The organism is Paenibacillus glucanolyticus NBRC 15330 (assembly GCF_004000885.1).
GTDB classification, from domain to species: Bacteria; Bacillota; Bacilli; order Paenibacillales; family Paenibacillaceae; genus Paenibacillus_AQ; species Paenibacillus_AQ glucanolyticus.
In genome coordinates this window covers 35,415-49,445 of the sequence record NZ_BIMC01000031.1, presented here as the reverse complement: position 1 = coordinate 49,445, position 14,031 = coordinate 35,415, and the positions used below count along the sequence as shown (strand labels likewise).

At 51.3% G+C, this 14,031-nt stretch carries 11 protein-coding genes; 6 read left to right on the top strand and 5 right to left on the bottom strand.

The genetic code is table 11. From position 1 onward, the window contains the following. Together PGL02S_RS26780 and PGL02S_RS26775 are read right to left on the bottom strand one after the other, a co-directional pair. Window positions 1-1,024, bottom strand: a 1,024-nt coding sequence (locus PGL02S_RS26780; RefSeq protein ID WP_164762896.1) for an energy-coupling factor ABC transporter ATP-binding protein, incomplete at its 3' end; no start/stop codon positions are given. Continuing rightward, entirely contained in the window at window positions 1,017-1,907 is an 891-nt protein-coding gene (locus tag PGL02S_RS26775) for a hypothetical protein (RefSeq protein ID WP_036636440.1), read from the bottom strand. The genes PGL02S_RS26775 and PGL02S_RS26780, both read right to left, overlap by 8 nt. 199 nt (window positions 1,908-2,106) lie before the next feature. On the opposite strand from PGL02S_RS26775, the gene PGL02S_RS26770 reads away from it, so the two are divergent. The 4 genes from PGL02S_RS26770 to PGL02S_RS26755 all read left to right on the top strand — a co-directional run bounded on the left by PGL02S_RS26770 (window position 2,107) and on the right by PGL02S_RS26755 (window position 7,142). Then, window positions 2,107-2,949: a MurR/RpiR family transcriptional regulator gene (locus tag PGL02S_RS26770; RefSeq protein ID WP_006207723.1), complete on the top strand. Its 843-nt coding sequence runs from the start codon at window positions 2,107-2,109 to the stop codon at window positions 2,947-2,949. 464 nt (window positions 2,950-3,413) lie between these two features. Continuing rightward, the gene (locus tag PGL02S_RS26765) at window positions 3,414-4,157 is read left to right on the top strand and encodes a hypothetical protein (protein ID WP_036636443.1); all 744 of its coding nucleotides are present in this window, start codon (window positions 3,414-3,416) and stop codon (window positions 4,155-4,157) included. A 15-nt stretch (window positions 4,158-4,172) separates the two neighbouring features. Continuing rightward, a complete protein-coding gene (locus PGL02S_RS26760; protein ID WP_036636446.1) occupies window positions 4,173-5,861 on the top strand; it encodes a vWA domain-containing protein in 1,689 nt (562 codons plus the stop codon). 141 nt (window positions 5,862-6,002) lie between these two features. Continuing rightward, window positions 6,003-7,142 carry a toxic anion resistance protein gene (locus PGL02S_RS26755; protein WP_036636448.1) on the top strand — a complete coding sequence of 380 codons (1,140 nt, stop codon included), beginning with the start codon at window positions 6,003-6,005 and terminating at the stop codon, window positions 7,140-7,142. A gap of 69 nt (window positions 7,143-7,211) precedes the next feature. Here PGL02S_RS26755 and PGL02S_RS26750 read toward each other — a convergent pair whose 3' ends face one another. After that, complete coding sequence (locus PGL02S_RS26750; protein ID WP_006207727.1) at window positions 7,212-7,835, bottom strand: TetR/AcrR family transcriptional regulator; 624 nt, start codon at window positions 7,833-7,835, stop codon at window positions 7,212-7,214. Between the two features lie 223 nt (window positions 7,836-8,058). On the opposite strand from PGL02S_RS26750, the gene PGL02S_RS26745 reads away from it, so the two are divergent. Then, complete coding sequence (locus PGL02S_RS26745; RefSeq protein WP_164481447.1) at window positions 8,059-8,997, top strand: phosphotransferase enzyme family protein; 939 nt, start codon at window positions 8,059-8,061, stop codon at window positions 8,995-8,997. A 238-nt stretch (window positions 8,998-9,235) separates the two neighbouring features. On the opposite strand, the gene PGL02S_RS26740 is transcribed toward PGL02S_RS26745, so the two are convergent. Then, entirely contained in the window at window positions 9,236-9,649 is a 414-nt protein-coding gene (locus PGL02S_RS26740) for a DUF2500 domain-containing protein (protein WP_036636450.1), read from the bottom strand. 196 nt (window positions 9,650-9,845) lie between these two features. On the opposite strand from PGL02S_RS26740, the gene PGL02S_RS26735 reads away from it, so the two are divergent. Continuing rightward, entirely contained in the window at window positions 9,846-12,893 is a 3,048-nt protein-coding gene (locus tag PGL02S_RS26735) for an FG-GAP-like repeat-containing protein (protein ID WP_051449076.1), read from the top strand. 138 nt (window positions 12,894-13,031) lie between these two features. Here PGL02S_RS26735 and PGL02S_RS26730 read toward each other — a convergent pair whose 3' ends face one another. Continuing rightward, entirely contained in the window at window positions 13,032-13,616 is a 585-nt protein-coding gene (locus PGL02S_RS26730) for an NAD(P)H oxidoreductase (RefSeq protein WP_036636453.1), read from the bottom strand. Window positions 13,617-14,031: the final 415 nt, after the last annotated feature.

The window sequence follows — 14,031 nt, the reverse complement described above, 5'->3', positions numbered from 1 at the left end:
GGGCATCATCATTCGCTCCCGGAGCGGGTGGTTTGCGATTCATCTGTGAATGGCCATCCTGCCGAGTTAGAAGATCGCGGAAGTAGATCTCGGCGGCTTCCGCGGTAATCGGATAAGGCTGCTTGATCGGAGATTCAGCGAATCCGGCAGCGCGGGATCCGGATTCGGAGCCGGTCGGCATCGGCTGTGCTCCAAGCGGACGGTCTGCAGCCATGTCGCTACGATTCAGCATGACCGCCAGCTGGACGGCCGCCTTGGTAACCTCTGGGGGCTGGATACCCAGCCGCTCCAGGTCCTCAAGGCTGTTCAGCGCCTCTGCTACGGGCCGCTGCCATCTTACGGTTCCCTGCTCCATCAGGCAGACTTCCTCGCAGTAGTCGGCAATAAACTCTGTATGATGTTCAATTACAATGATGGTCTTCCCGTGTACGCGGTTCAGCTGGCGCAGCACATCATATACTTGCCTGGCATGCTGGGGGTCGAGCTGGGATACCGGCTCATCAACGACAAGAATATCCGGCTCCAGCGAGAGCGCTCCCGCCAAGGCGAGCAGATGCTTCTGACCGCCGCTCAGCTCCCATATGTAGCGGTCTTTCAGATGTGTCAGTCCGCACAGCTCAAGGGCGCGGGAACCCATCTCCTGATATTCGGCCAGACCATAATTCAGCGGAGCGAATACCGCTTCATCCAGCACGGTCGGTCGGACCAGCTGGTTATCAAAATCCTGATATACATAACCCACCATACGGGACAGCTCCGAGACGGTATGCTTCTCGGCGGATAGCCCGCATATTTCAACGGTTCCCGTGAAATCCCCTGAATAATAATGGGGGATCAGGCCGTTGAACAGCTTGCATAGCGTTGATTTGCCGCAGCCATTCCCGCCGATGATCGCCGTGAAGCTGCCCCGGCCAATCGTAAGGGAAGCTCCATTCAGCACCGGCTGCTCGGAGCCGGGATAGACAAACGTTACATCGGTTATGTTTACAGCCGGGACATTAGGATGGGGAACTTGTTTAGACATAAGGCAGTTTCTCCGCTGCATGTTCTTCTTTCATACTGCGGTTTCTGCGGACCCGCATGAACACCAGCACGGCCAAGGCGATAATCGCAGCTGCTGCGATACTGATCCAGATGGCGCCGACACCGAACCGATCTGCAAAGCCGCTGTCCCATTCCCCGAAGTTCCAGTCCGTCTCGGAGAGGGATTCGGCTCCGAAGGCAACGAGCGCAAGCACGATCCCGAGGATAACCAGTTTCGGCGAGATGATGCCGGCCGCTTCATACTGGGTCAGCTTCTGCCGGGGCTTGATGCCAAGCAGCGGCTCGATTTTTCCATACAATCGGGGAACCAGATATAATGTAGGCAGCAGGGCAAACAGAATGCCGGAGAACAGCACATCATTCAGGAAGCCGACGCCTTCAACCAGAACCACGCTCTGCGCAAGGCCGGGAACGGCTTCAAATTCTTCGACGCCGATCCATACCTTGCCGATATCCACCAATGAGCTGCACAACTGATGGATGATAACGCCGGTCATGGCAGCAACGCCTACTTGCGTCCGGTTAAGAGGATCCTTCACCATGCGTCCGGCAACGTACATGGCGAAGGAGAAGGTAAGGAATTTCTCCAGCTCGCCCAATCCACCGAATTGACCCAGCATCAGTTCACCGAAGATGACCTCGCCAAGCGCCGCTCCTACAGCTGCATAAAAAGGATGGAACAGCATGCAAAGGGTGAGGGGGATAAAAGCGAAATACTCAACGGAAAGCTCGACAGGACCTAATCGGAATGACGGGATGAGCTCCGTGAACATGTTGGATAGTCCGTACAGGGACATGGACAGAACAAAGATCATCATTTTCTGAGAAGATGTGAGGGTGTACACCCGTGAATTGCTTGCCATTAAGAAAAGCCTCCTTGGAAATGGGATTTGCTATTAGTATAGGAGGCGATTATTAAAATGAACGGAGTAGTATGTCAACGCAGTGTAATATTTTTTACATAAATATAATAATGAAATAAAACTTACATAATAATCACGGCGTATGATGGACTGGTAAGAAGACGCCCAAGATTCCCACTGTAGAAGGAGTGCAGCGCAATTGAAGAACCTATTTTCCGATAAATCCGGATTCTCGCCGAGTCAGCTCAAAATCGCCGATTTCATCGAACGCTATCCCGAGGAGATGCTGTTCATGACGGAGCAGGAAATCGCGGACCGGCTGGGTACCAGCATTGCAACCGTATCCCGGTTCTGGCGTGCTGTCGGGTACGAGAATGCCAAGGCGTTTAAGCTGAAGCTTCGGGAGACCTCGGACAAGACACCGGCTGTAAAGCTGGAAAAAACGATATCCGAGATGGATGCATCCAGCTTGCCGGTAAAGATGCTGGAGCAGGCCGTGCACCATCTTCAAGAGACATCGAAGAAGACGGATCCGGATGATCTGGAGCAGGCGGCCAGGCTGATGGCTTCGGCCAGACGTGTGTATGTGTATGCGCCGGGACCGTCCTTATCGCTCGGGGAGCTGTTATCGTATCGCCTGTCCCGGTTCGGCATGTCCATTCGGCTTATGGCCGGAAGCGGCCATGAGCTGCTGGAATCGCTCGCGCATTTGGAACAGGACGATGTCGTGCTCATCTTCAGCTTCACCCGAATGCTGCCGGAAACGGAGGTCATCCTGGACTGTGTGAGTCGTGTTCGAAATGCAGCCATCATGATCACCGACCGGGAGGATTTCCGGTATGGAACACCGGCTCAGCTCTCGTTTTTTGTCAGTCGGGGGGATATGGGAGAATTTCATTCCATGGTGACGCCGCTGCTGCTCGTGGAGCAGCTGATCTTGAGCATTGGCATGCTGAACAAGGAGCAGGTGCTCAAGAAGCTGGATGATTTGGGGAAGCTGCGGACAAGGTATGCGGATAAACTCCCGCGTGGGAAGGCATAAGGCTGCTGCCCGCTGATCGGAGCTTAAGCTATTTATAAGAAACAAAAGTCTTTCAGGGATGGGATGGCCTGGAAGACTTTTTTTGTGTCTTTTGACGCAGAACCATTGGATTATTTATGTAATTTTGATATAGTTACGCTACCTCTATGATCTGACTTACCTCATCTTTGAATCCCCTGTTAGTACGGCAGTTTCTTTTAGGATCACTCACGAATTTCCAGGCAAGGACGATAATAAGGGTATCATCAGGGTCAGGCGCAAATCCGATAAGTATGCCATGAATCATGAATTGTAAATCGCCAGGCCCATCGCGTGAGGAAAATGCATCTAACTTCGAATGAAGACGTAGTATGTGTTATATCCTTCAGTTGTCTATGGATTTATGGATGTTTGAGAGGCTGTTATAGGGAAGAACCAGGAAAAACCAGTTATCGCTCTTTAGGAGTAGGGGAGGTGTTAATTTCTTGAATGGCTCGAAACCTGTGAAGCTGCTCCTGCTTATGGCGGTTATCGCCATGGTGAATGTTGTGCTTGTTTCGCCCGGCTTGCTGGGATTCCACATCGGCGGCGACAGCGCCTTCGAGACGGCATCGGTTGTTACGGTATGGGTTGTCAGCGCTCTTCTATTGTTCTATGGCAGTTATGCCTTGTTATTCAAGTCTCCGGCTGTGAAGCCGATCAAAACGATTCAAACCCGCGAGGATTACATAAACTCCCTTCACCATTACCGCCATGTGAAAGTGCTGAAGAACGACATTGACCTTGCCCTGGACCAATTGGAACGAATCGAGAAAAAGAGAAGCGCGCTGCTAAGCGTTCTGGGTGAACGCTTTGAACCGACGGAGCTCAGTTACAAGAAATTCATGGCGGTCATTGACGAGGTGGAGAAACTCTTCTATCTCAATATCAGAGGGATTCTTAACAAGCTTGGTGCCTTCACCGCTTCCGATTTCACGAATATGTCCAATCCGCAGAAATCAGCCCGGCTATCCAGCAAGGTCGCACAGAAGAAAACGGAACTGTACCAGGAGTACCTGGCATACGTTGCCGGTTATCTGGATGCCAACGAGGAAATTATGCTGAAGCTGGATAAGCTGCTGCTGGAAATCTCATTACTGGGCAGTTCCGATTACCGGGATGTTGAAGATATGCCGTGCATGAAGGAAATCGATGCGTTGATCAAGCAAACCAAATTATACAAGCAATAAGAGAGGGAGATGAGTATGCGAAGCAAAGGGAGTGCCTTTGTTGTCCTAGTGGCCATTGCGGTCGTTGTGTTTGTTCTGGTGTATGCGGGGATTACGTTAACCTCCAATCTGGGAAAAAGCCAAGCTGAGGTTAACTCGGAAGATGCAGCTAAGAAAATAAACAAAATCTACAAGGACATTGTGGTCACGGCGGCGGACCCGATCAAAGGTCAGGTTGACCTGGATCCGGTTGCCGTAGCGGATTCTTTGCCCGACATATCCAAATTCCCGATCTCGGTTGAGAATACAACGGAGCTCTTCGTCGAAATCTTCTCATCTCCGGAGAAGGCAGGACCGGGCATTGACGGATGGTTGAATGAAGTAGCAACGGAGTTCAACCTGTCGAAGCCGGTGGTGAATGGAAAGCCGGTATCTGTGAAGATCCGCAACATCGCTTCAGGAACCGCAACCGATTACATAACATCAGGCAAGTACGTACCGGATGCGTTTACGCCCTCGAATGAGCTGTGGGGGGAAATGGTTAAGGAATATGGCGTCAAGGCGGAGCTTGTATCCAAGCGTCTGACCGGAAATGTGACCGGTGTTGTGACCAGAAAGGCCAAATACGATGAGCTGGTGGAGAAGTACGGCTCCTTGAACGTCAAGACGCTGACGGATGCGATATCCAATAATGAGCTGGCGATGGGTTACACGGATCCTTTTGCCAGCTCCACGGGTCTTAACTTCCTGATTACGGCACTTGAAACGTTTGACAGTTCAGACCTGCTCAGCGAAAAAGCAGTGCAGGGCTTCGAGAAATTCCAGGCGAACGTCCCTTTCACGGCCTCAACCACGATCCAGATGCGTGATGCGGCGAAGTCGGGCATGCTGGACGCTTTTGTTCTGGAGTACCAGACTTATGTCAATGCGGCGGATATGAAGAGCGGTTACGTGTTTACTCCGTTTGGCGTAAGGCACGACAGTCCCTTGTATGCACTGGGGAACTTGCCGAAGGAGAAGTTAGAAATCATTAAGAAATTTGCAGCGTTTGTGGAACAGGATCCATATCAGCAGTTAGCCGATAAAAAAGGGTTCAATGGCCTTAACGATTACCAATCCGAGCTGGATGTCGTGGACAGCAGTCTGCTGCCGTCCGCACAGAAGCTGTGGAAGGAGAAGAAGGATGGCAACAAGCCGGTTGCGGCCGTATTTGTAGCGGACGTATCAGGCAGCATGGACGGCGAGCCTCTGCACCGTCTTAAGGAATCCTTGCTGACCGGGCAGAAATATTTGGGTAGAGACAACAGCATCGGCTTCGTATCGTATTCCACGGATGTCGCGATCAATCTTCCGATCGGCAAATACGACCTGAACCAGCAGTCGATGTTTGTTGGAGCGATTAACAGCCTTGAGGCCAGCGGGAATACCGCAACATTTGACGGCATTGTGGTGGCGATGAAGATGCTTCATGACGAGATGGCGGTGAATCCGGACGTGAAGCCTTTGATTTTTGTGCTGAGTGACGGGGAGACCAACGTAGGGCATTCCCTTGATGATATCCGGGAGCTCATTAAAGCCTTCAAAATCCCGGTATACACAATTGGATATAACGCCAACATCCAGGCGCTTCAAAGCATCTCCAGCATTAACGAAGCGGCCAGCATCAATGCCGATACGGATGATGTCGTGTATAAAATCGGTCAGCTGCTGAACGTGCAGATGTAGTTTCATCCCAAGTGATACTCGCTCATTTTAAGAGATAAGCAAGCATAAACTCTAGAGGCATACCCCTTATCTCGGAAGGAAAGGGCATCTTATATTATTCTGATATCGAAGTTTTTACAGAAACTTGTAGGAGGGGTTATATTGTCATTTACGATGGAAGTCATTCGTCCCGAAGAGATTAAGCATGCGATTGAAGAGCAGATGAAGCCCGAGCCAGAGGAAGTCACGCAGCTCAAGGAGCTGGCAGCGAGCAACGTGCAGGCCATCATGGAGCTGGATATCGAATCACTCGAGAAGAGAAGACAGGTACTGCAATCCATTGACACCTTCGGTATGGGCACGATGAGATCCTCTTCGGAGAAGAATGGACTGCTGCAAGTATCGGTAGGAAGATTATCCAAAACCGGGGACGAAGGCGGCCAGGTTGCCAGAGGGCTCACGGAGCTGCAGCTGCAGCTGAAGGATCTGGACCCGAGCGTCATCGATTTTGCGAAGAGCGGGATTCTGGGCATGGTGTTTAACCCGCTCCGGCGATATTTTGCCAAGTTTCAAAAAGCGGATGCCGTGATTTCGGATATCATCATTTCCCTGGATAAAGGAAAGACGGTATTAAAGAACGACAATACCACGCTCGAGATCGAGCAGCAGGCCCTCCGCGAGCTCACCAAAAGGCTGCAAAAGGAAATTCAGCTGGGTATGCTGATGGACACCGAAATCGAATCCCAGATTGAGGCGGCCAAAATACGCCAGGAGTCGGAGGACAAAATCCGGTTCATTACCGAGGAGGTACTGTTCCCGCTGCGCCAGCGGGTGATGGACCTGCAGCAGATGCTGGTCGTGAACCAGCAGGGGATCATGGCTATTGAAGTCGTCATCCGGAACAACAAGGAGTTGATCCGCGGCGTGGATCGGGCAAGGAACGTAACGGTATCGGCGCTCAAAATCTCGGTGACGGTAGCCAGCGCCCTCTATAATCAGAAGATTGTCCTGAAGAAAATCGAGCTGTTGAACGAAACCACGAATAACCTGATCAGCGCAACCTCCAAAATGCTGAAGGATCAGGGTGCTGCCATTCACAAGCAATCGCTCGAAACGAGTATTTCCGTGGATACGTTGAAGCAAGCGTTCACGGATGTGCTGTCGGCTCTGGATTCCATCAGCACCTACAAGCAGGAGGCTCTTCCGCGGATGCGGGAGACGATCCAGCAGTTCAGCGAACTGGCCGTAACGGGCGAAGAGCAGATTCAGCGCTTGGAGCGGGGACATAAGCTGGGTTTGTAGATGTGGACATAACGAAATAAGAGTGAGCAGATAGGGTGCTGCGCACTCTTTTTTATGGGGACTTCATCCTTATGTTCTCAAATAATTGAGCAGGATGTGCTTAAGAATAGCCAGCTGTTTCTCGGGCGCGAGGTCAGGCTCGACCACCAGAATGTTCTTCTGGAGGGACAGCTTTCTGGCAAAAATACCAAACGTATTGATGATGGTAGAGAGCGTCTCGGAGATCGGAAGGTCGGCTTGAATCGACCCGTCCTGGATGCCTTGCTCGACAATGGTCGAGAATACCTTGGAGATGTTCCGGTAGACGGCGTTAAACAGCTCGATATCTTCGAGAGGCTCCGTGAATTGAGCGGCATAACTCTCGAAATTCTCGAGCAGCTTGACGTTGGAACTGGCTTTTTGCTCCAGCAGGGAAATGAAGTTGTCGAAGAACAGCTCCAGCTTCTCGATGCAGGAAATCGGCAGGTCAGCGATGGAGTGAAAGGTCTCAAGGACGGCCTCCAGCTTCTTCGTCGCAACCGCAACAACAAGCTTCTCTTTGCGGGGAAAAAAGCGAAAAACGGTCGCTACGCCTATTTTGGCCTCGGTGGCCACATCCTGCATGGTGGCTTTTTCAATGCCTTTATGTGCAAACACATGCTCGGCTGCTTCTATGATGAGTTGGGTTCGGGTATGGCGAGTTTCAGGATTCATAATAGGGGTCCTCTTTCATGCATGACGATTTTATCTATCTCCCGTATTATATCCCTCCAACATTTTGACCACAACAATTGGAATTGAAAAAGGGATTGGGAGGGTTACCCTTGGAGCAGAGGAGGAGTGTGATCCGTAGATCTGACAGGGTCGCTTTTTGGTTAGGCTGATGGAATGGAATGTTCTTTAGTTTGTTAGGGGGTGCTGTGGATTGGAACACCGGATGAAGTGGAGCATAGAAGCTGCAGACAAATTCGGACTGCTGGAAAAGAATCTGGAGCAAACGCATGACTCCGAGCATAGCTTGATTTCCTCCTATCGGCATGGAGAGCGCAAGGTTTTCCTGCGTATAACCGATGAGTCCCACAAGCCGTATGCGAAGATTGCAGGCGAAGTACAGTGGGTCGAGTTTCTGGCAAGCAAGGGTGTCTGTGTTTCGAGACCGCTGTACTCGGTAGATGGGAAGTTGGCGGAGCGCATCCCGGCGGAAGGCCGTGAATATACGGCCGTATGTTACGAGGAGGCCAAGGGGCGTCCGGTGGGAGAGAATGATGCCAATGAGCATCTATACAGGGGAATGGGCCAATTCATGGGCCATATGCACCGCATCACCCAAGCGTACGTTCACCAGGATCCTGTCACGAAACGGCCGGACTGGTCATTTGAAGCCCAAAAGGTGTTGCATATCGATTTACCACCATCCGAACAGGAGATCATCTCTCGGTACCAGGCATTGTTTCATTATATATCAGCCCTTCCGGTGTCAGCGGAGACTTATGGATTGATTCATGCTGATTTTCATTACGGTAATTTTTTTGTTCATGGGAATTCGCTGTGTTTGATTGATTTTGATGCGAGTCGGTATTCATGGTTTATTGATGATATTGCGGTGGCTGCTTTTTTCTCAAGTTTAACCGAAGGGGCCGACCCGGACCCGGGCAAATTCCTTATGCCGTTCCTGGATGGATATCGTAGAGAGCATCAGCTGGAGGAGAAGTGGCTTCGGGAAATCCCATACTTCATGAAGCTCCGGGAAATGGGCCGTTATATCAAACTGTTCCAAGCCTGCGGGGGAAAGTTCGACAACCTCCATCCGTGGGGGCAGTGGTACATGAAGGGGCGTAAGGAAACCATTCTGCGAAGTTTCCCAACATTTGAATAAGCATTGGCTTTGGTTTGAAGGGCGGCGTGTCCCGGAGAGAGCTGCTGGCAGCGTCATTAGTGCTGTCCGTGTCCATATCAATCCCAAAATAATGGCTTACGACGGCACTGCCTTTCTTGCGATGTTATGAACAACAGCCTTAGTCCCGAGATGATCACGGAGCTAAGGCTGTCGTTCTGTGGCGATATTTTAAGTAGGAGCACGGTTGCAATTTAGAATGGTATGATCTTCATATCCATTAGGATTGCGGCTGCAGATTCCGCTCAAACGCAACGATCCAATCGCCCTGGATGGAAGCATAGCCGGTATCTCCCTCCACAACAAGACCGTATAGATTTTTGACGTCGAGGTACTCTCTCCGTTCTCCATTATCAAATTCGAGGGTGATGTAATAATACGTGCGGGACGAGTGGTTCGCGTGCATCATTCCGTTGTCGTCGTTGTGGTGATTGGTATGATGGCGGACGTCCATCCGTTTGGAGACCACCCGGGCAAATTCGGAAGTGCGTGGCGATTTGGCATTCTTGACATAGCGGGCGCCATTGGAGATGAAGCCGACAATCACAATAACAAACACAATCCCGATCAGAATGGGAACCAGTGTAAACATAAAATCAAACCCTCCGCCAAAAGACATTCCTTGGGGCATCATCGACGGTACCTCCTTCTGTCCGTAATTTTCATTGTTTATATGTACGGTACCCATGGTTGAAATGTTTCAAATTTTGAAATATGTCTGCCGACGATCCTACTGAAGCAATAAGTAATGGCCCCACATCCCCCTGCAGGGGGATTTTTCGTTGGAAAGGTTGAGATATAATAGATTTGCTTAAAAGGGGGAATGAGAGTTGAAGCTGGAGAAAAGTGTAGTCAGAGCCCGCAGATTGCTACCGATCCTTCTGGGTCTGTCTCTGTTGGCTGCACCCTTACAGGGGCATGCCGCGGACAAACCGCTAGTTCAGGATGGCGTGTTATACCACGCGGGAACAAATCCTTACGACGCTGTGGCAGATGACGTCAATGGGGACGGAAGAGCGGATGTCATTGTTTTCGATTTGGTGGAAAATAAAATATCTGTTCTCCTGGGTAACGGGGATGGAACCTTCCAGATGAAGCAGGATACTTCTGTCGGGAGGTCTCCTCGCGCGGTCACTGTTGCCGACTTTAATGGCGATGGGCATGCAGATGTGGCAGTGTCGAATGCCGTGGATAATACGGTAGGCATTCTGATAGGACGCGGGGATGGGACATTCGAACAACAAGTGGCGTACCCGACAGGCAATTGGCCAGTGGGATTGGCAGCTAAGGATTTTAACGGGGATGGGATCTTGGATCTCGCCGTAACGAACAACAGCTCCAACACCGTATCCATCTTGCGGGGCATGGGTGATGGAACATTTAGGACAGCGATCACAGTACCTGTAGGGATGTCACCTCGCAGTGTAGCCTCTGAGGATTTGAATAGCGACGGGATTGTGGATTTAGCTGTTGCTAATGTAGGATCGAATAACGTAAACATATTGCTTGGTGACGGCCAGGGCGGGTTTACTTCCGTATTGGCCATCAGTTCGGGAAGATCGCCTATTGGTCTTCAAGCAGCCGATTTGAATTCAGACGGGTACATGGACCTGGCGTTAGCCGCCAATGGAGATCACACGGCGAACGTGTTTCTTGGTAACGGGGACGGAACGTTCAGGCCTGTTATTACACTTCCATTGGGGCATTCTCCTCTAGATCTTGAGGTTGCTGATTTTGATGGGGATGGTAATCTGGATCTCCTCGGAGGAGTCCAGGATTCATCCAATCCGATACTGCTGGGCAACGGGGATGGCACCTTTCAATCTGCCCGGACATATTTCGACCGGCCGTCATCTGCGGTGGCTTCGGGGGATTTTAACGGGGACGGCAAAGCGGATATAATCGATATCAGTTATGGCTATATTAAAATCTTCAACAGTGCTGCTGAGGGTGTTGTGTCCCTGGCGCAGGATCGATACGAGGCTGCCGAGAATTCGGCAAGCGTGACGGTTTCGGTCTACCGGGCAGCAGGCAGCTACGGTCAAACCAAGGTTTCGCTTCGCACAATAGAAGGAACAGCAATTGCCGGTACGGATTATAACTCCGTTGATGAGCTGCTTGTGTTTAATGAAGGAGAGACAACCAAGTCTTATCCCATTTCGATTATAGGCAGGAATGGGGATCAGGGGGATCGGACATTTTTTGTTGAACTGGGTAATCCGACGAACGGTGCTGTTCTTGGAGCATCTGCGAGAGCCGAAGTGACGATTCGTGAACCGGTAGCTGTTCCGGATACAACGCCCCCTGTCCTTGATGTCTCCAAGTTTCGTATCATCGATCAGTATCAGGGAATGCCGGATCAATTGTACGGTGAGGCAGGTGCGGTCAGCGAAGCTGGAGCGATGGTGAAGGCGTACCCTTGGGTAGATGCCGATGCGGACGGCACGGTAAATGCAGGAGAATGGGGAGCACCGATTGGGCTGGGCCTCAGTGCAGCCGACGGCTCAATACTGCCTGCTGATATCGGTGACCTCAGTCCGGGTACCTACGCATTCGTTGTGACCGCAACGGATGCCGCTGGTAATGAATCCGCTCAGGAGGCGTCAGCCGTTGTCACGATGACACTCGTTAAGGATGTGCCGCCGGATTCTCCGGACACGTCCCCGCCTTCATGGCAAACCGGCGCGGAGCTGATATTCTCCCGTGTTACGTCAAGTGCCGTTACCCTGGAGTGGCCAGCAGCAAGTGACGACAGGGGAATTGCTGCTTATGAAATATATCAAGGCGGTACGATGGTACAATCTGTTCCTGCAACAACTAGAAATTATACAATAAACGGCTTGGCCGCGAATACGACCTATAATTTTGCGATTAAAGCAGTGGATGCGGCCCGAAATGCCAGCCCAGGGCTTGAAGGGACCATTCAGTCTGCATCAGCTCCGGGTTCCGGCTCGGGGTCAGGGTCAGGATCAGGATCATCGTCCTCGGGCTCCGTTCCATCGGTACTATCTTCGGAATCCAGGCTGCAGCAGCTGAGCCTTACGGCAGGGGACCAACCAATCACATTGACTCCACCATTCCAGGCAGGGGTTTACGATTATACGGTAACCACCAAGGAAGCTCAAGTTGTAGTGAGCCCTCGTATCATGCATTCTGCTGCAAAAGTCGAGATCAACGGTGAGCGGGTAACCTCCGGTTACACGGTTCCTCTAAAGGACGGGGATAATGTCTTGACGATTCGTGTTCAGGCTGAGGATGGATCGGCGACAACCTATCGCCTTACCTTGAAGCGGGAGCCATTGGAGGAGACAGGGGAACAGCCGAATCAAGAGATTCAGAACTCTTTTATTGACATACAGGGGCATTGGGCCGAGCCCGACATTCAGAAGGCTTTAACGCTCGGGATTGTTAAGGGAGACGTATCCGGTACTTTCCGTCCCCATGCTTCTGTCAGCCGCGCCGAATGGGCGGTTATGATGGGAAGATTGCTGAAAGCCGATCTAACCGGCTCTTCCATAAGCTTTACCGATGGCAATTCGATACCTGCCTGGGCTCATGATGGGGTTCATATGGCGGTTACGGAAGGAGTTATGATCGGTTATGCCGACGGCACCTTCCGGCCTGGCCAGCCGATTACGCGCGCCGAGATCGCCGCGGTGCTGGGCCGTGTGATGAATGAGTCCAGTGAAATGGACGGGAATACCTCCTATGCTGATGACAGCGGGATTCCAGTCTGGGCTAAGCCGTACGTACAAGCGGCTGCAGATTATGGACTGCTCCAAGGAAGAGGTGCTAACCGTTTTGCTCCGAACGAGCCGATGACGCGGTCGGAAGCAGCCGTTCTGCTCGTTAGACTGTCCCGTGTGTTGGGACCATGATTGCATGTTGATCCATAGAAACTCCAGAGTTCTACGGATAGCTGTTATGGGTTTTATCAATCAGAAAGCGGCCTCCGAGGGAGGTCGCTTTTTTTGTCGTACGAACGTTTGACCCTATTTTATGAAGCAGTAATTTCTTTATCCCTTGAGATCCGCATAATGCAGTCCCAACTGATAAGCGCGCTCCAGCAAGCCCTCCATGTGCTCCGGTATAGCTTCCAGGGTGTCGTAGAAGAACTCTACTCGGGAATTCTCAATTCCGGAGTAATTGGAGATCCCGACATTGAGGGAATGGGAGAGCATTTGATCGTAGCTGCGCTTGGCAAAATGGTCTTCTGAAGCGCCTGCCAAGGCCAGCCATAACACCTGTTTATGGTGAAGCTTCGAGCCGCCGCCGTAAGCAAAGCCTTGATTCCAGACACGGTCGATATACCCCTTCAGCATCGCGGGGACCCCATACCACCACACCGGGAAGATGTAAGCCAGTGCATCGTGCTCCTTCATTCGTGATATTTCGGCCTCAACCTCGGGAGAATAAACCTTCTTAGGATCAGACCAATCGGGTTCGTCGGCCTCCCATAGGACCGGATTGAAACCTATGCGATGAAGGTCCAGTACTTCCGCTTCATGCCCGGCATCCCGAAGCCCCTGCACAAATCTCGCGGTAACTGCAAACGTAAAGGAATTTTCCCGTGGGTGTGTGACAACCGTTAGTACTTTCATGATAATTCACCTTCTCTTTCTTCTCTGAAAATTTGTATGCCAAATTGTTCAATACGCGACATCGCGGCATCTGCATGCACTAATGTTTCGGACAGGTAAAAGCCTCCCGGGGCAGGCGGTGAGCCGTCCCAGCCCAGAATGCGCTCAATGGAGAGCAGAATGCTAAGCGCACTGCCGATTACACCATAACCACCGGCATGTAAATAAGTGTCATCGCGATTCCACCTCCAATAATTTGCTGCAGCACTGGCTTAAGGAGATTATGTATCATATAATGACAGGAAGGAAGTACGCACTTAATAGTTCTATAGGTACCCAAAAGTATCATTAATACCTGGAAGTGCCTGTAGGAAGTCGATATAACTCTACGCTTGAGGGGAGGGGGATACGGGTGAACGGGGAGCGGAAATACAAT